We start from the raw sequence: 17,641 nt of genomic DNA, 5'->3' as shown, positions 1-17,641 counted from the left end.
TCCTGCTGTTAGTTAAAAGGTTTTAAGTCAACGCGCGCCATCATCGCGGCTAACTGGGTACGATCGGTAATACCGACATTGCTCTGGCTCACGGCCAGGGCTGCAACGGCGGTGGCAAGACGTAACGTATGTTCACTGGATTCACGCATCAGCAGGCCGTAAATCAGGCCGCCAACCATAGAATCCCCTGCGCCAACGGTGCTCACCACTTCCATTGACGGCGGTTTGGCAATCCATTCACCTGAAGCGTTAACCCACAACGCCCCTTCTGCACCCAGCGAGATCACCACGTGAGCAATACCCTGCTCGCGCAGCGCATGGGCGGCCTCAATCACATCTTTTAATTCCGGCAGCTTGCGTCCTGCCCAGATCTCCAGCTCGCGGCGGTTTGGCTTCACCAGCCACGGAGAGGCTTTCAGACCCGCCACCAGCGCATCGCGGCTGCTGTCGAAGATAATGCACGGGCACTGGCTGCGCAGACGCGTCATCCAGTCGGTAAACGCTTCCGGGCTGACGCCGGACGGCAGGCTGCCGCTGACGCACACCATATCGAACTGGCCCAGCCAGGTCAGGGAGTCGGTCACAAAGCGCTCCCAGTCAGCTGGCGTCACTTCGAAACCGGAGAAGTTAAGATCGGTCACTTCGCCGTCTTTTTCCGTCAGCTTAACGTTGATGCGGGTACGGCCCTGCACAACCTGGAAACGGTTGGCAATGCCCAGCTCGCTGAACAGCTGCTGGAAGCCATCCTGGTTATCTTTACCGAGGAATCCGCCTACGGTGACGTCGATACCGAGATCCTTGAGCACCTTCGCGACGTTAATCCCTTTGCCCGCAGCATGCAGGCCAGTGGTACGCACGAGGTTAACTTCGCCGCGCTCAATTTCCGGGCAAAACCCCACCAGGTCATAAGCCGGGTTCAGCGTAATAGTCGCAACACGTCTGCTCATTATGCGCCCTCCCCCAGACCTGCCGCGATGGCGTCGCCAATTGCTTTCAGCGCCTGTTCAGCATCTACGCCCTGCGCGGTGAAGCGCAGGCGATGGCCTTTCTTCACGCCCAGCGCGACGACTTTCATCAGGCTACGGCCGTTGGCCGGTTTGCCCGAACCATCCAGGTTGGTCACGGTAATCTCGCTTTCAAATTGTTTAATGGTGTTGACCAGCATGGTGCCCGGACGGGCATGCAGGCCGTGTTCGTTGCGCACCACGAACTCGGCGTTCAGCACGTCGTCCGTTAGAGCGTCGTCGCTGGTCAGCAGCGCCAGCACGGTCGCCGCATCGGCGTTCAGCAGTTTTTCAGCTTTATTGTTCAGCAGCAGATCGCCCAGACGCTTCAGCACCGAAACCGGCTGCTCATCGTTCATCGCCACGGTCACCAGCATGGCTGCTGTCTCGCCCTCAACGTCGAACGCGGTGGCGGCGCGGCTCACAGCAATTGCGCTACGCAGGTTGCCTTCAGCGCTGTCGTTCAGCCAGATGCCCTGGCCGAGATTCAGCGGTTTATCGTTAATCACGCGCGTCACAAAGGTGGCATCAGCGGCACCCGCTTCTTTCAGGCGACCCGCGTTCAATGCCTGCAGCGTGACCAGATCGGAGGCCACAACATCCAGCGTCAGCGTGTCGTTATCCAGCTTCAGCGCTTCACTCTGTTTTTCGCCCATCAGCAACGCCCGCAGCTCTTCAGCGGTTGTTGCAGACTTCAGCTGTTCCGCCACGGAGTCATCGCTCAGGACATGCGTCAGCTGACGCAGCAGGCCTAAGTGTTCGTCGCTGCTCGCCGCGATACCGATAGCAACATAAGCCACCTGGCCGTCGCCCCAGAGCACGCCCTGCGGGAACTGATAGACCTTAACGCCGGTTTTCAGCACCTGGTCGCGGGTGTCGGTTGTGCCGTGCGGAATGGCAATGCCATTGCCGAGGAAGGTGGAGGTCTGCTGCTCGCGCGCCAGCATACCGTTTACGTAGCCGTTCGCGACGTTACCCGCCTGCACAAGGGCAGCGGCAACCTGACGAATAGCCTCTTCTTTATCCCCGGCCTGAGCGCCCGGGTGAATATCCTGAACAGATAACTGGAACATGGTTCTCCTCTCCTGCTGAAAGTGAATCGTTTCAGCTTACATGAGAAAAAATGCGCTAGCCTGCTCCGTTTGTTAAAACAAGATAGCGCTGAAACGTTTCAAAAAGTCTTGCGCTTTCTGCATTGGCTTGCAAGAAATGTCGTATTTCCGATATCAGAATTTAGAGATACTGCACATTTCTTCTGCGTTCAGCTAAATTTTGCTGAACTTCAGCAAACCAGTTTCAGCTAAGTTCAGCCAGGTGGGGAGTAAGTTGAAATGCCATTTTGATTTTTCGTGGGGTAATTGACTTCACCCACTGTTTATTTTTTAACTGACGGCGTAAACTCCGCCCCTCTCTGTTACTCGCTAATTATAAAACATGCATAACACCCCTGCGGCCAGCGCGCCGAAGCCCTTTGATTTGACGTCAACGGCGTTCCTGATTGTTGCCTTCTTTACGGGCATCGCCGGTGCGTTGCAAACCCCGACGCTGAGCCTGTTCCTGACCAACGAAGTTCACGCCCGTCCGGCGATGGTTGGCTTCTTTTTTACCGGAAGCGCCATCATCGGCATTCTCGTCAGCCAGTTTCTTGCCGGTCGTTCCGACCGCAAAGGCGATCGTAAAAGCCTGATCGTTTTCTGCTGTCTGCTGGGGGTGCTGGCCTGCGTCCTGTTTGCCTGGAACCGTAACTATTTCATTCTGCTGTTCATCGGCGTTTTTCTGAGCAGCTTTGGCTCAACCGCCAACCCGCAGCTGTTTGCCCTTGCCCGCGAACATGCCGACCATACCGGGCGGGAAGCGGTGATGTTCAGCTCGATATTGCGCGCTCAGGTGTCGCTGGCATGGGTAATTGGCCCGCCGCTGGCCTACGCGCTGGCGATGGGGTTTGGCTTTACGGTGATGTACCTGAGCGCGGCGGTCGCGTTTGTGGCGTGCGGCGCAATGGTATGGTTTTTTCTGCCGTCAATGCGCAAAGAGCCCAAAGTGGCAACGGGCGTGCTGGAAGCGCCGCGTCGTAACCGCCGCGATGCCCTGCTCCTGTTTGTTATCTGCACGCTGATGTGGGGCACCAACAGCCTGTATATCATTAACATGCCGCTGTTTATTATTGATGAGCTACACCTGCCGGAGAAGCTGGCCGGCATTATGATGGGCACCGCCGCGGGTCTTGAGATCCCGACCATGCTGATTGCAGGCTATTATGCGAAGCGTTTTGGAAAGCGTTTTTTAATGCGCATCGCGGCCGTCGCCGGGCTGCTATTCTACGTTGGCATGCTGACGGTCCATACGCCAGCCCTGCTTCTTGCTTTACAGCTGCTGAACGCCGTGTATATCGGCATCCTGGCGGGGATTGGCATGCTCTACTTCCAGGATTTGATGCCGGGGCAGGCAGGTGCCGCCACCACCCTTTATACTAATACCACCCGCGTGGGCTGGATTATCGCGGGCTCGATGGCCGGTATCGTTGCCGAGATCTGGAACTACCACACGGTGTTCTGGATTGCGCTGGTGATGTGTACGCTGACGATTGGCTGTCTGGCGAGGATCAAAGACGTTTAAGGCGCGGTGAGCGCTTCCAGCTCCAGCAGCCATGTCATTGCCTGCGCGCGCGTGCTGCCGCACATTTCAGCTGATGGCTGAAGCCCGGAACAGACCTTCGGGCGCAGGGGAGACTCAAAGATCATACACAGGTTGGATTCAGAGAGCTGAACGCAGCGGGTATTGGCGGGCTTGCCTTCAGGCATGCCTGGAATGGGGCTTGAAATGGACGGAGCGGTACAGCACGCGCCGCAATCTGGACGACAATCCATACATGCTCTCTCGGTGGCGAACACCCGTACAGTCGGGCATCGGGCGCACAGTAACACCTTTTGCGTATTGATAGCAAAAGCCACGAATTCCACTTGCCTGAAAGGCCGCGCGCGAGTAATTTGGCGCGATATTTTTTACCTCCCGTAGACAGGATTACCGCAATGCCAAGAGCGAACGAAATTAAGAAAGGTATGGTACTGAATTACAACGGCAAATTGCTGATTGTGAAAGACATCGACATTCAGGCACCAAGCGCCCGTGGTGCAGCGACGCTGTACAAAATGCGTTTCGCCGATGTGCGTACCGGCCTGAAGGTGGAAGAACGTTTTAAAGGTGACGATATCGTTGATACCGTGACCCTGACCCGCCGCTACGTTGATTTCTCATACATCGACGGCAACGAATACGTGTTCATGGATAAAGAAGATTACACCCCGTACATCTTCACCAAAGATCAGATCGAAGAAGAGCTGCTGTTCATTCCGGAAGGCGGTATGCCAGACATGCAGGTACTGACCTGGGACGGCGTGCTGCTGGCGCTTGAACTGCCGCAGACCGTGGATCTGGAAATCGTTGAAACCGCGCCGGGCATTAAAGGCGCGTCAGCAAGTGCGCGCAACAAACCAGCGACCCTGACCACCGGTCTGGTTGTGCAGGTGCCGGAATATCTCTCCGCTGGCGAGAAGATCCGCATCCATATTGAAGAAAAACGCTATATGGGTCGTGCTGACTGATTATGGCATTTGTCGGGTGGCGGCTTCGCCACCCGACAATTCCGGTTACAGAAGCTCCGGATACTTCGTCATCTTGAGCGCCAGCTCGACTCCTCGCACTTCCGCCATCCCCTTCAGGCGGCCAATCGCCGAATAGCCCGGGTTGGTTTTCTTACGCAGATCGTCCAGCATCTGGTGTCCGTGATCCGGACGGAACGGAATAGGACGCACATCGCCCGCCTGCTTGCGACGCGCCTCTTCAGCCAGAATAGCGTCGACCACCGCCACCATATTCACATCACCGCCAAGGTGCGCCGCCTCATGGAAGGTTTTTGGGTTCTCTTCACGGCAGGTCGCACGCAGATGCGTAAAGTGAATGCGATCGCCAAAGGTTTCTATCATCCGTACCAGGTCGTTATCAGCGCGCACGCCGTAGGAGCCGGTACACATGGTAAAGCCGTTATAGATGCTGTCGACCGTCTCTTTCAGCCATTGCATATCTTCAATCGTAGACACGATACGCGGCAGGCCGAGGATAGGACGCGGCGGATCGTCCGGGTGTACCGCCAGACGCACGCCGGCTTCTTCCGCAACCGGAACGATAGCGCGCAGGAAATACGCCATGTTTTCACGCAGCTGCTGCTTATCAATATTGCCGTATTCCGCCAGACGCGCGCGGAACTGATCCAGCGTGTACCCCTCTTCCGCACCCGGCAGGCCAGCAATGATATTGCGGGTCAGCTTCTCAACGTCCGCTTCACTGGCGGCATTGAACCATTCAAGGGCCTGCTGCTGCTCTTCAGCGGTGTAATCCGCTTCGGCGCCCGGGCGTTTCAGAATGTGCAGCTCAAACGCCGCAAAGGCAATCTGGTCAAAACGCAGCGCTTTCGAGCCGTCCGGCATCTGATATTCCAGGTCGGTACGCGTCCAGTCCAGAATCGGCATGAAGTTATAGCAGACCGTATCAATGCCGCAGGCCGCCAGGTTGCGAATGCTCTGCTGATAGTTTGCAATCCAGGTCCGGTATTCCCCGGAATGGGTTTTGATATCTTCGTGAACTGGAATGCTTTCTACCACAGACCAGGTTAACCCCTTCTCCGCCAGCAGCGCCTGACGCTGTTGAATCTCCTCAACCGGCCATACCTGGCCGTTAGGAATGTGATGCAGCGCCGTGACGACACCCGTTGCGCCAGCCTGACGCACATCATCAAGAGAAACCGGATCGTTCGGCCCGTACCAACGCCAGGTTTGTTCCATTGCCTCATCCTCTCAAGTTGTTATACCAATATGGGTTACTGCAATGACGACTACCATACATGTTTACCGTGAAGGGTCAACACGCCGCCACACATTGATTGATCAAACTCACAGAACGGGGATATTTACGGCTTACCAATTTTATTTGCTGTCATATAACTTTAGACTGGCATTGTTAATTAATGGTTAATCAGGTGTGTATTTCATGAAGACAATTGCCTCAACCGCCCTTCCAGCCCAGGTTCAACAACCGCGCTACGATCGTCATCAACTGCGCTCCCGCATCGTCCATTTCGGCTTCGGTGCGTTTCACCGCGCGCATCAGGCATTGTTAACAAACCGGGTGCTGAATGAAAAAGGCGGCGACTGGGGAATTTGTGAGATTAGCCTGTTCAGCGGCGACGTGCTGATGAGCCAGCTGCGCGCGCAGGATCACCTGTTTACCGTGCTGGAGAAAGGAGCTGAAGGAAATCAGCCGATTATTGTCGGGGCCGTGCGTGAATGCCTGAATGCAAAGCTGGACTCTCTGCCCGCGATAATAGAGAAGTTTTGCGAGCCGCAGGTGGCGATTGTGTCGCTCACCATTACGGAGAAAGGCTACTGCATCGATCCCGCGACCGGTAAGCTGGATTTACAAAACGCCCGGATCGTCCACGATCTGGAAAATCCCGCTGAGCCGCATTCCGCGCCGGGGATCCTGGTCGAAGCCCTTAATCGCCGCCGCGAGCGCGGCTTGCCTGCGTTTACCGTGCTTTCCTGCGACAACATTCCGGACAACGGCCACGTGGTGAAAAATGCGGTGCTTGGCATGGCGCAAAAGCGCTCCCCGGCGCTGGCAGAGTGGATCGAGGGCCACGTGAGTTTTCCGGGAACGATGGTCGACAGAATTGTTCCCGCCGCGACGGAGGCCTCGCTTGCGGAAATCGCCGACGCGCTCGGCGTTGACGATCCGTGCGCCATAAGCTGCGAGCCGTTTATTCAGTGGGTAGTGGAAGATAATTTTGTCGCCGGGCGTCCGGAGTGGGAAGTGGCGGGCGTTCAGATGGTGCAGGACGTTCTGCCGTGGGAGCAGATGAAATTACGCATGCTTAACGGCAGCCACTCTTTCCTGGCGTATCTGGGGTATCTCGTCGGGTACGCGCATATTAATGAATGCATGGAGGACGCCACCTTCCGCGAAGCCGCCCGGCGGCTAATGCTGGATGAACAGGCGCCTACGCTGCGTATAAAGGATGTCGACCTGACTGCCTATGCCGACAGCCTGATTGAGCGCTTTGCTAACCCGGCGCTGCAGCACCGTACCTGGCAAATCGCGATGGACGGTAGCCAGAAGCTGCCGCAGCGAATGCTGGATGGCATCCGCGTCCACCTTGAGCGTAAAACAGAATGGCCGCTGCTGGCGCTGGGCGTCGCTGGCTGGATACGCTACGTCAGCGGGTTCGACGAACGCGGCAACGCGATTGACGTTCGCGATCCCCTCAGCGATAAAATCCGCACGATTGTCGAGGCCAGCAGCGACGCCGACCGCGTAGATGCGCTGCTGGGGCTGAGCGAGGTCTTCGGTCACGATCTCGCGCAAAATAGCGTTTTCGCTGAGGCTGTCAGCCAGGCCTACCAGCGCATCACCCGCCGTGGCGCACGCCAGGCTGTTATTGAAACGTTAAATCTTTAGCGATTATTGCGCTTAATGCGAACGGACATTGCCTCCGTTCGCCCTCCCCCTTCTCATTGCGCCCGTTTTTCGCCAGGATAAGAGCATAGTGTTATAGCATCACAATTCTCTTGCGGAGCGCACGTGACCAAAACCAACCTCATCACCGGTTTTCTCGGCAGCGGTAAAACCACCTCTATTCTTCATCTGCTGGCGAATAAAGACCCCGCCGAGAAATGGGCCGTGCTGGTCAATGAATTCGGCGAAGTGGGCATTGATGGCGCGTTGCTGTCATCCAGCGGCGCAATGATTAAAGAGATCCCCGGCGGATGCATGTGCTGCGTAAACGGCTTACCGATGCAGGTAGGCCTCAATACGCTGCTGCGTCAGGGCAAACCGGACCGCCTGCTGATTGAACCTACCGGTCTGGGCCACCCGAAGCAGATCCTCGATTTACTGACCGCCCCGGTTTACGAGCCGTGGATCGATCTTCGCGCCACGCTGTGCCTGCTCGATCCGCGTCAGCTTCTGGATGAAAAAGCGGTGGCCAATGAGAACTTTCGCGATCAGCTCGCCGCAGCAGACGTTATTGTCGCCAATAAAGAAGATCGCGCCACGGCGGAAAGCCGGGCCGCGCTGGACGCGTGGTGGCAGCATTTCGGCGGCAATCGGACGCGGGTGCAGGCCACTCAGGGGAATATTGATAGCGCCCTGCTGGATCTTCCCCGCCTGAACCTGGCGCAACTTCCGGCCAGCGCAGAGCATGCGCATCACCATTCTGCAAAGCAGGGTCTGGCCGCGCTTAGCCTGCCGGAACACCAGCGCTGGCGTCGTAACCTTAACAGCGGTCAGGGGTATCAGGCCTGCGGATGGATTTTCGATGCCGATACCGTTTTCGATACCATTGGCATCCTTGAGTGGGCCAGGCTTGCGCCGGTCGACCGCGTGAAAGGGATCATGCGCACGCCAGATGGGCTGGTGCGGATCAACCGCCAGGGCGACGATTTCTTTATCGAAACGCAAAACGTCGCGCCACCTGACAGCCGAATAGAGTTAATTAGTGCGGTTAACGCCGACTGGAATGCCCTGCAGTCCAGCCTGTTGAAGCTTCGTTTAAGTTCGGGCGGCTAACGTTGCCCCAGTTTTCACTCAATGCAGAACGTTATGACGACTCGAATTCCCCAGATACTACTGCTTAATGTCGCCGGTCTGGCGCTCTTTTTCTCCTGGTATATCCCGGTGAATCACGGTTTCTGGTTCCCGCTGGATTCATCCCTGTTTCATTTCTTCAACCAGGGGCTGGTGAAGAGTGACGCCTTTCTGTGGCTGGTGGCAATTACCAATAACCGCGCCTTTGACGGCTTTTCCCTGCTGGCCATGGGCTGCCTGATGCTCTCTTTCTGGCTCAAAGAGGATGACACGGGGCGTCGCCGCATCCTGATTATCGGACTGGTGATGCTTCTGGCTGCGGTGATCATTAATCAGCTGGCACAACATCTGATGCCGGTAAAACGTGCAAGTCCTTCGCTCTCTTTCCCGAATATTTATCGCGTGAGTGAACTGCTGCATATTCCAACAAAAGATGCCTCGAAGGACAGTTTCCCGGGCGATCACGGCATGATGCTGCTTATTTTTTCTGGGTTTATGCTGCGCTATTTCGGTAAGAAGGCGTTCGCAATCGCCCTGCTTATTGTGGTGATATTTGCCTTCCCACGCGTGATGATTGGCGCGCACTGGCTGACGGATATTGTCGTGGGTTCCCTTTCCGCGGTGCTGATTGGTCTGCCGTGGGTTCTGATGACGCCTTTGAGCGATCGCCTAATTACCCTTTTCGATCGCTATCTTCCGCGTAGAAAGCAACAAAAATTGAACAAATAATTACCGTTTTTTAACGTAAACTATCGGGGATCATCACGATCCCTGATAATGCCCTTCCCGCGATCTTTCTGCGCTGTCATATTCTTGTCATCACATTCGTGATAAAAATGAAGCAATTGCACGATTACGCGGCGGATCTGCCGCTATTTTGTGCAATGACAAATTTTTACTTTCTGTATCACAATTTCTTATAAAAAAAAGGCTCTTTTTACTCGCATTAGCCCTGGCAATCGGTTAATCTCGAACTCGTTTTGCCCCATGGAGATAATTATTTCGATGGTGAATAATTTTGTGCGCTGCACCACAAATGTCACCAGAAACAATTGTCTCAATGTGAACAGATAATTAGTCTCGTCACGTTTGGCATTTTTATAACGATATTTGTCGTTAAGGACTTCAAGGGAAAATAAACAAAATGGTCAAATCTCAACCGTTTCTGAGATATATCTTACGGGGGATCCCGGCGATAGCAGTCGCGGTACTGTTATCTGCATGTAGTACATCGAACACCGCAAAGAATATGCATCCTGAGACGCGTGTTGTGGGAATGGAAGATTCCTCTTCACTGCAAGCCTCTCAGGATGAATTTGAAAATATGGTACGTAATCTGGACGTGAAGTCCCGCATTATGGACCAGTATGCTGACTGGAAAGGCGTGCGTTACCGTCTTGGCGGCAGCACTAAAAAAGGCATTGATTGTTCCGGCTTTGTACAGCGTACCTTCCGCGAGCAATTTGGGTTAGATCTTCCGCGTTCGACCTACGAACAGCAGGAGATGGGCAAGTCGATTTCACGTACCAAACTGCGCACCGGCGATTTAGTGCTGTTCCGTGCAGGTTCTACCGGTCGACATGTGGGCATCTACATTGGTAATGACCAGTTTGTACATGCCTCCACCAGCAGCGGTGTGACCATTTCCAGCATGAATGAACCGTACTGGAAGAAGCGCTACAACGAAGCGCGCCGCGTACTGACCCGCAGTTAATATGATAATTGTATCGTTGGTTATCCCTTGGCTGGCGATACAATAAAAAAAAGCACTGCTTCGGCGGTGTTTTTTTTTGCCCGTTACAATGAATACAATCAGCGGCAATTCAGGAACCACGACGTTTATGCTCACCCGCTACTTCTCCAGTCATCGAAAGATACTGTTCCTCAGTATCATTACCGGCCTGATCGCCGCCCTGCTCCTGGGTTCATTGCAATTTTTCTGGAGCTACCACAAGCGGGAAATCCGATTCGATACGTTGATCATGGATGTGCGCATCTACATGGAGAGCTATTTTGACGAGCTGAAAGCCTCCATCGACGTGCTCCAGCCGCTGACGCTCAATAATTGCCAGGACGTTAACGCGGAGCTGACCTCGCGCGCGGCCTTCAGCCTCAACGTACGCGCCTTCCTGCTGGTCAGAGACAAAATGGCGTTCTGCTCGTCAGCCACAGGGCCAATGAATGCCCCGATGGAGGAGCTGATACCCGAGCTGCACATCAACAAGCAGGTTGATATCGCACTGCTCCCCGGCACGCCCATGCTGCCCAATAAGCCCGCAATTGCCATCTGGTATCGTAATCCGCTTGTGAAGGACGGCGGCGTATTCACCTCGGTGAATCTCAACCTGACGCCGTACCTTCTTTACACCGCGCGCCAGGACGAGTTTGCAGGCATCGCGATCGTCATCGGCGACAATGCGTTATCCACTACCTCAAGCACCCTCGTCAAAGCGAAGGATTTACATGAAACGCCGGCGCGCACCGCGACGCTCAAAGACGTTCCTCTGACCATCAACCTGTACGCCGAGGAGTGGACGACCGATGAGATACTTTACGCTCTGTTCTTCGGGCTGGTGTGCGGGATTGCGGCAGGATCGCTTAACTTCTACATCCTCACGACGCGTCTCAATCCGGGCAAAGAGATTCTGAGCGCCATCAAGCGCGGCCAGTTTTATGTGGTTTATCAGCCCGTTGTCGACGCCAAATCGCTCAGGATGACCGGGCTTGAAGTGCTGATGCGCTGGAAGCACCCGACCATGGGTGAGATCCCGCCGGACGCCTTTATCAATTTTGCCGAAGCGCAGAAGCTGATTGTTCCCCTCACGCTGCATCTTTTTGACCTGATTATTCACGATGCGCCAGTGCTACAGACCGTGCTGCCGCCGGGTGCCAAAGTGGGCATTAATATCGCGCCGGGGCATCTGCATGCGGAAAGTTTCAAAGACGATATGCGCACCTTCAAAGCCCTGCTGCCGCCTGATTACTTCCAGATCGTACTGGAAATTACCGAGCGCGATATGCTGAACCATCGGGAAGCTAACAGCCTCTTCGAATGGCTGCATAACGAAGGGTTTGAAATTGCCATCGACGATTTCGGCACCGGCCACAGCGCGCTGATTTATCTTGAACATTTCACCATGGACTACCTGAAAATCGACCGTGGCTTTGTCAACGCCATTGGCACAGAAACCGTGACCTCCCCGGTGCTGGATGCCGTACTGACGCTGGCAAGACGACTGAATATGTCGACCGTTGCGGAAGGGGTGGAAACACCGGAACAGGCGGCCTGGCTGCGCGAGCATGGGGTTAATTATCTGCAGGGTTACTGGATTAGCCGCCCGATGCCGCTGGAGCAGTTCCGCACGTGGCAAAATACAGTGTCGCCTGACGGGGAATAATTTCACATTGCCCGTGGCGTCACTTATTATTCAGCTTAACTGAGCCGGTCTGTAAAAGAGGGAGCCGCCGCGAGATGTTTATGCGCTTTATGTTGCTTTGGTTGGCAGTCGTGAGCCTGTCCAGCCAGGCGCAAACCATCAAAGAGAACATCGCGTTCGCCGTGATTGGCGAGCCAAAATACGCGGTCAATTTTACGCACTTCGATTACGTCAATCCTGCCGCCCCTAAGGGTGGAAAGGTCACGCTCTCGGCTACCGGAACGTTCGACAACTTTAACCGCTTCGCCCTGCGCGGCGTGGCCGCGGCGCGAACGGAATCGCTCTATGACACGCTTTTTGTCACGTCGGATGATGAACCCGGCAGCTATTACCCGCTGATTGCCGATAACGTGCGCTATGCCGATAACTTCGCCTGGGCCGAAATTACCCTAAACCCCCGGGCCCGCTTTCACGACGGCACGCCGGTCAAGGCCAGCGACGTCGCTTTTACGTTTCATAAATTTATGACCGAAGGCGTGCCTCAGTTCCGCATTGTGTATAAAGGCGCAACGGTGCGCGCCATTGCACCCCTCACCGTACGCATTGAGCTGAGCGAACCGAACAAAGAGAATATGCTTAGCCTGTTCTCGCTGCCGGTGATGCCTGAATCGTTCTGGAAAAACCATAAGTTAAGCGACCCGCTCTCCACGCCGCCGCTGGCCGGTGGCCCTTACCGGATTACCGACTGGCGCATGGGGCAGTACGTGGTCTATTCCCGCGTGAAAGATTACTGGGCGGCCAACTTGCCGGTAAACCGCGGGCGCTGGAATTTCGACACCCTTCGCTATGACTACTACCTCGACGATAACGTGGCGTTTGAAGCGTTCAAGGCCGGCGCCTTCGATTTACGCGTGGAGAACAGCGCCAAAAACTGGGCGACCCGCTATATCGGCAAAAACTTCACGAAAGGCTACATCGTCAAAGACGAGCACAAAAACGAATCCGCCCAGGACACGCGCTGGCTGGCGTTTAATATTCAGCGCCCGGTATTTACCGACCGCCGCGTTCGGGAAGCCATTTCCCTGGCTTTCGATTTTGAATGGATGAACAAAGCCCTGTTTTACGGGGCGTACAGCCGCGCGAACAGCTATTTCCAGAACACCGAATATGCCGCGCGCGACTACCCTAAAGCCGACGAACTGCTCCTGCTGGCGCCGCTGAAAGCGGAAGTGCCGCCGGAGGTGTTTACCACGGTGTTTCAGCCGCCCGCTTCAAAGGGTGACGGCTACGACCGCGACAACCTGCTGAAGGCCAGCAAGCTGCTGGATGAGGCAGGCTGGCAGCTGAAGAACCAGAAACGCGTCAATGCGAAAACCGGCAAGCCTTTAAGCTTTGAACTGCTGCTCTCCTCCGGCGGCAACGATCAGTGGGTGCTGCCGTTTAAGCACAACCTTGCGCGGCTGGGGATCACCATGAACATTCGCCAGGTCGATAACGCGCAGATCACCAACCGCATGCGCAGCCGCGATTACGACATGATGCAACGCCTGTGGCCCGCACAGCCGTGGCCCAGCTCGGATCTGCAAATCTCCTGGGCCTCCAGCTACATCGACTCCTCGTACAATGCGCCAGGCGTAAAAAGCCCGGCGATTGATGCCCTGATTGCAAAAATTGTGGCGGCGCAGGGCGATAAAGATAAGCTCTTGCCGCTTGGTCGCGCCCTCGACAGGGTGTTAACCTGGAACTACTACATGCTGCCCATGTGGTATATGGGCGAAGACCGCCTTGCGCGCTGGGACAAGTTCTCCGTGCCTGCCGTGCGCCCTGTCTATTCTCTGGGCTTTGACACCTGGTGGTATGACGTGAATAAAGCCGCCAGACTGCCCGCCGAGCGGCGATAAGGAATTATCATGGGTGCCTATTTAATACGCCGTCTTCTGCTGGTCATTCCCACGCTGTGGGCCATTATCACCATTAACTTTTTTATCGTGCAAATTGCCCCGGGCGGGCCGGTCGACCAGGCCATTGCCGCCATTGAGTTTGGCAACAGCGGCGGCATGCCCGGCGGCGGCGGCGAAGGCATGGGCGCCAGCCATGCGCGAACCGGCGTGGGGAATATCAGTGAAAGCCACTACCGCGGTGGACGCGGGCTGGATCCTGAAGTGATCGCCGAGATCACCCATCGCTACGGCTTTGATAAGCCGATACACGAGCGCTATTTCAAGATGCTCTGGGATTATATCCGCTTTGATTTTGGCGATAGCCTGTTCCGCAGTGCGTCCGTATTAACGTTGATCAAGCAAAGCCTGCCGGTTTCGGTCACGCTGGGGCTGTGGGGGACGCTGATTATCTATCTGGTCTCTATACCGCTCGGGATCCGAAAAGCGGTGCATAACGGCAGCCGCTTCGATATCTGGAGCAGCACCTTCATCATCATCGGCTATGCTATTCCGGCGTTTCTGTTTGCCGTTCTGCTGATTGTCTTCTTTGCCGGAGGCAGCTATTTCGACATCTTCCCGCTGCGGGGGCTGGTCTCCGCCGATTTCAGCACGCTGCCGTGGTACCAGAAAATCACCGACTATCTCTGGCATATCACGCTGCCGGTGCTGGCGACGGTGATCGGCGGGTTTGCCGCCCTGACCATGTTAACGAAAAACGCCTTTCTCGATGAAATCCGCAAGCAGTATGTCGTGACCGCCCGCGCCAAAGGGGTCAGCGAGAAGCAGATTATGTGGAAACATGTTTTCCGCAACGCCATGCTGCTGGTGATTGCCGGATTTCCAGCCACGTTCATCAGCATGTTTTTTACCGGCTCGCTGCTGATTGAGGTGATGTTCTCGCTCAACGGTCTCGGCCTGCTGGGCTACGAAGCCACCGTATCGCGCGATTATCCGGTAATGTTTGGCACGCTCTATATTTTCACCCTGATTGGCCTGCTGCTGAATATCATCAGCGATATCAGCTATACGCTGGTCGATCCCCGAATTGATTTTGAGGGCCGCTGATGTCGCGTTTAAGCCCCGTTAACCAGGCCCGCTGGGCCCGTTTTCGCCATAACCGCCGCGGCTACTGGTCGCTGTGGATTTTTGCTGTCCTGTTTGTCCTGAGCATGTGTTCGGAGCTGATCGCCAACGACAAACCGTTGCTGGTGCACTTTAACGACCGCTGGTACGTGCCGGTACTGGCTAACTACAGTGAAAGCGACTTCGGCGGCCCGTTTGCCACCCCGGCGGAGTACCAGGATCCGTGGCTGCGTCAGCAGATCGAACAGCACGGCTGGGCCCTCTGGGCTCCGGTGCGCTTTGGCGCCAACAGCATTAACTTCGCGACCACAACCCCCTTCCCTTCTCCGCCCTCTGCGCAAAACTGGCTGGGAACAGACGCCAACGGCGGCGACGTGCTGGCGCGCATCCTCTACGGTACGCGGATTTCTATTCTCTTTGGACTGATGCTGACCGTCTTCTCCAGCGTAATGGGCGTAGTGGCCGGCGCCGTTCAGGGCTACTACGGCGGAAAAATTGACCTGTGGGGGCAGCGTATCATCGAAGTCTGGTCCGGTATGCCAACGCTGTTTCTGATCATTCTGCTTTCCAGCGTGGTACAGCCGGGCTTCTGGTGGCTGCTGGGCATCACCGTTCTGTTTGGCTGGATGGCTCTGGTGGGCGTGGTGCGGGCAGAGTTTCTGCGCACCCGTAATTTCGACTATATTCGCGCCGCGCAGGCGTTAGGCGTGAGCGATCGCGCAATCATCTTCCGCCATATGCTTCCCAATGCGGTGGTGGCGACCCTCACCTTCCTGCCCTTTATTCTGTGCAGCTCCATCACCACCCTCACCTCGCTGGACTTTCTGGGCTTCGGCCTGCCGCTGGGGTCGCCGTCGCTCGGCGAACTGCTGCTGCAGGGCAAGAACAACCTGCAGGCGCCGTGGCTGGGCATCACCGCCTTTCTTTCCGTGGCCGTGCTGCTTTCGCTGCTGATTTTTATTGGCGAAGCCGTGCGCGATGCCTTCGATCCCAACAAGGCGGTATAAGATGACGCAGCCTCTTCTCAGTATTGATCGCCTGTCGATTGCCTTCTCGAAGCAGGGCGAGACCCGTACCGTGGTCACCGACCTGTCTCTGCAGATCCAGCGCGGTGAAACGCTGGCGCTGGTGGGTGAATCCGGTTCGGGCAAGAGCGTCTCGGCGCTCTCCATCCTGCGTCTGCTGCCCTCCCCGCCCGTGAGCTATCCGCAAGGGGATATTCTGTTCCACGGCAGTTCGCTGCTGCACGCTGATGAACATACCCTGCGCGGTATTCGCGGCAATAAGATTGCCATGATCTTCCAGGAGCCGATGGTGTCGCTCAACCCACTGCATACGCTGGAAAAACAACTCTATGAAGTGCTGTCACTTCATCGGGGGATGCGCAAAGAGGCCGCGCGGGGCGAAATTCTGGATTGTCTGGAACGAACAGGCATACGCAACGCGGCCAAACGGCTGAATGATTTTCCGCATCAGCTCTCCGGCGGCGAACGCCAGCGGGTAATGATTGCCATGGCCCTGCTCACGCGCCCCGAACTGTTGATTGCCGACGAGCCGACGACGGCGCTGGACGTCACGGTGCAGGCGCAAATTCTGACGCTCTTGAGAGAGCTGCGTGACGAGCTGGACATGAGCCTGCTGTTTATCACGCACAACCTGAGCATCGTGAAAAAGCTGGCCGACAGCGTCGCGGTCATGCAAAACGGGCGCTGCGTTGAACAGAATACCGCGTCCACGCTGCTGAACGCGCCGCAGCATCCCTATACGCAGCGCCTGCTCGACAGCGAACCTTCCGGCGACCCGGTGCCTCTCACGGCAGACAGCACACCGCTGCTGCGCGTCGATGATTTATCCGTCTCGTTCCCGATCCGCAAAGGCGTTCTGCGGCGCATCGTTGACCAGAACCCGGTGCTGAAAAATATCCGCTTCTCGCTGCGACCGGGTGAATCCCTGGGGCTGGTGGGCGAATCCGGTTCGGGGAAAAGCACTACCGGTCTGGCGCTGCTGCGCTTAATTGCCTCTCAGGGCGAGATCCTGTTTGACGATATGCCGCTGCACCGCTGGAACCGCCGCCAGATGCTGCCCGTGCGGCCCCGCATGCAGGTGGTATTTCAGGATCCCAACTCCTCGCTTAACCCGCGCCTCAGCGTGTTGCAGATTATCGAAGAGGGCCTGCGCGTTCACCAGCCTGGCCTGAGTGCGCAACAGCGGGAACAGGAGGTTATGCGGGTGATGGCGGAAGTGGGCTTAGATCCCGACACTCGCCACCGCTACCCTGCGGAATTTTCCGGCGGACAGCGCCAGCGTATCGCCATCGCCCGCGCGCTGATCCTGAAACCGGAGCTGATTATTCTGGATGAACCGACCTCGTCTCTGGACAGAACCGTACAGGCGCAGATCCTGGCGCTGCTCAAAGGGCTACAGGAAAAGCACCGGCTGGCCTATATCTTTATCAGCCATGATCTACAGGTGGTGCGGGCGCTATGCCATCAGGTGATTGTGCTACGACAGGGTGAGGTGGTCGAACAGGGTGATTGCCAGCGCGTATTTACTGCGCCAACGCAGAGCTACACGCGCCAGCTGCTCGCGGCAGACTAGC

General features: G+C 56.2%; 15 protein-coding genes. 11 read left to right on the top strand and 4 right to left on the bottom strand.

Translation table 11 applies throughout. The features are described 5' to 3' along the window. Positions 1-8: 8 nt before the first annotated feature. Both fruK and fruB read right to left on the bottom strand, forming a co-directional pair. Positions 9-947 (bottom strand): 1-phosphofructokinase, encoded by a 939-nt coding sequence (gene fruK / locus IM294_RS17055; protein ID WP_010433510.1) that lies wholly within the window; start codon positions 945-947, stop codon positions 9-11. After that, entirely contained in the window at positions 947-2,077 is a 1,131-nt protein-coding gene (fruB, locus tag IM294_RS17050) for a fused PTS fructose transporter subunit IIA/HPr protein (protein ID WP_126818205.1), read from the bottom strand. The genes fruK and fruB overlap by 1 nt, the downstream gene beginning before the upstream one ends. A gap of 361 nt (positions 2,078-2,438) precedes the next feature. Here fruB and setB point away from each other — a divergent pair, with 361 nt between their 5' ends. Continuing rightward, positions 2,439-3,620: a sugar efflux transporter SetB gene (gene setB, locus IM294_RS17045; protein ID WP_126818204.1), complete on the top strand. Its 1,182-nt coding sequence runs from the start codon at positions 2,439-2,441 to the stop codon at positions 3,618-3,620. Here the strand turns inward: setB and IM294_RS17040 are convergent. Next, positions 3,617-3,871 carry a YkgJ family cysteine cluster protein gene (locus IM294_RS17040; protein ID WP_028013872.1) on the bottom strand — a complete coding sequence of 85 codons (255 nt, stop codon included), beginning with the start codon at positions 3,869-3,871 and terminating at the stop codon, positions 3,617-3,619. The genes setB and IM294_RS17040 overlap by 4 nt on opposite strands. Before the next feature lie 162 nt (positions 3,872-4,033). Here IM294_RS17040 and yeiP point away from each other — a divergent pair, with 162 nt between their 5' ends. Then, entirely contained in the window at positions 4,034-4,606 is a 573-nt protein-coding gene (yeiP, locus tag IM294_RS17035; protein ID WP_008500940.1) for an elongation factor P-like protein YeiP, read from the top strand. A 45-nt stretch (positions 4,607-4,651) separates the two neighbouring features. Here yeiP and uxuA read toward each other — a convergent pair whose 3' ends face one another. Beyond that, positions 4,652-5,842, bottom strand: coding sequence for a mannonate dehydratase (uxuA, locus tag IM294_RS17030; protein ID WP_041908997.1), 1,191 nt, complete (start codon positions 5,840-5,842; stop codon positions 4,652-4,654). 205 nt (positions 5,843-6,047) lie between these two features. Between uxuA and IM294_RS17025 the strand changes: the two genes are divergently transcribed. The 9 genes from IM294_RS17025 (at position 6,048) to yejF (ending at position 17,640) form a co-directional block, all read left to right on the top strand. After that, positions 6,048-7,514, top strand: coding sequence for a mannitol dehydrogenase family protein (locus IM294_RS17025; RefSeq protein WP_126818203.1), 1,467 nt, complete (start codon positions 6,048-6,050; stop codon positions 7,512-7,514). Positions 7,515-7,637: 123 nt separating this feature from the next. Further along, positions 7,638-8,624: a GTP-binding protein gene (locus IM294_RS17020; RefSeq protein ID WP_048960965.1), complete on the top strand. Its 987-nt coding sequence runs from the start codon at positions 7,638-7,640 to the stop codon at positions 8,622-8,624. Positions 8,625-8,657: 33 nt separating this feature from the next. Beyond that, the gene (locus tag IM294_RS17015; protein WP_028013876.1) at positions 8,658-9,371 is read left to right on the top strand and encodes a phosphatase PAP2 family protein; all 714 of its coding nucleotides are present in this window, start codon (positions 8,658-8,660) and stop codon (positions 9,369-9,371) included. 415 nt (positions 9,372-9,786) lie between these two features. Beyond that, positions 9,787-10,356: a bifunctional murein DD-endopeptidase/murein LD-carboxypeptidase gene (gene mepS, locus IM294_RS17010; protein ID WP_028013877.1), complete on the top strand. Its 570-nt coding sequence runs from the start codon at positions 9,787-9,789 to the stop codon at positions 10,354-10,356. A gap of 127 nt (positions 10,357-10,483) precedes the next feature. Beyond that, positions 10,484-12,040, top strand: coding sequence for a cyclic di-GMP phosphodiesterase (locus tag IM294_RS17005; protein ID WP_028013878.1), 1,557 nt, complete (start codon positions 10,484-10,486; stop codon positions 12,038-12,040). A 74-nt stretch (positions 12,041-12,114) separates the two neighbouring features. Then, positions 12,115-13,920 (top strand): extracellular solute-binding protein, encoded by a 1,806-nt coding sequence (locus IM294_RS17000; protein ID WP_028013879.1) that lies wholly within the window; start codon positions 12,115-12,117, stop codon positions 13,918-13,920. Between the two features lie 9 nt (positions 13,921-13,929). After that, positions 13,930-15,024, top strand: a complete 1,095-nt coding sequence (locus tag IM294_RS16995) for a microcin C ABC transporter permease YejB (RefSeq protein WP_028013880.1) — start codon at positions 13,930-13,932, stop codon at positions 15,022-15,024. After that, positions 15,024-16,049 (top strand): ABC transporter permease, encoded by a 1,026-nt coding sequence (locus IM294_RS16990; RefSeq protein WP_063155045.1) that lies wholly within the window; start codon positions 15,024-15,026, stop codon positions 16,047-16,049. The genes IM294_RS16995 and IM294_RS16990 overlap by 1 nt, the downstream gene beginning before the upstream one ends. Before the next feature lies 1 nt (position 16,050). Beyond that, the gene (yejF, locus tag IM294_RS16985; protein WP_028013882.1) at positions 16,051-17,640 is read left to right on the top strand and encodes a microcin C ABC transporter ATP-binding protein YejF; all 1,590 of its coding nucleotides are present in this window, start codon (positions 16,051-16,053) and stop codon (positions 17,638-17,640) included. Position 17,641 lies beyond the last annotated feature (1 nt).

Source organism: Enterobacter cloacae complex sp. P43RS, assembly GCF_014930585.1.
Lineage (GTDB): Bacteria > Pseudomonadota > Gammaproteobacteria > Enterobacterales > Enterobacteriaceae > Enterobacter > Enterobacter bugandensis.
The sequence above is the reverse complement of the archived record's forward strand: the minus strand, read 5'-3'. Positions and strand labels throughout refer to the sequence as shown.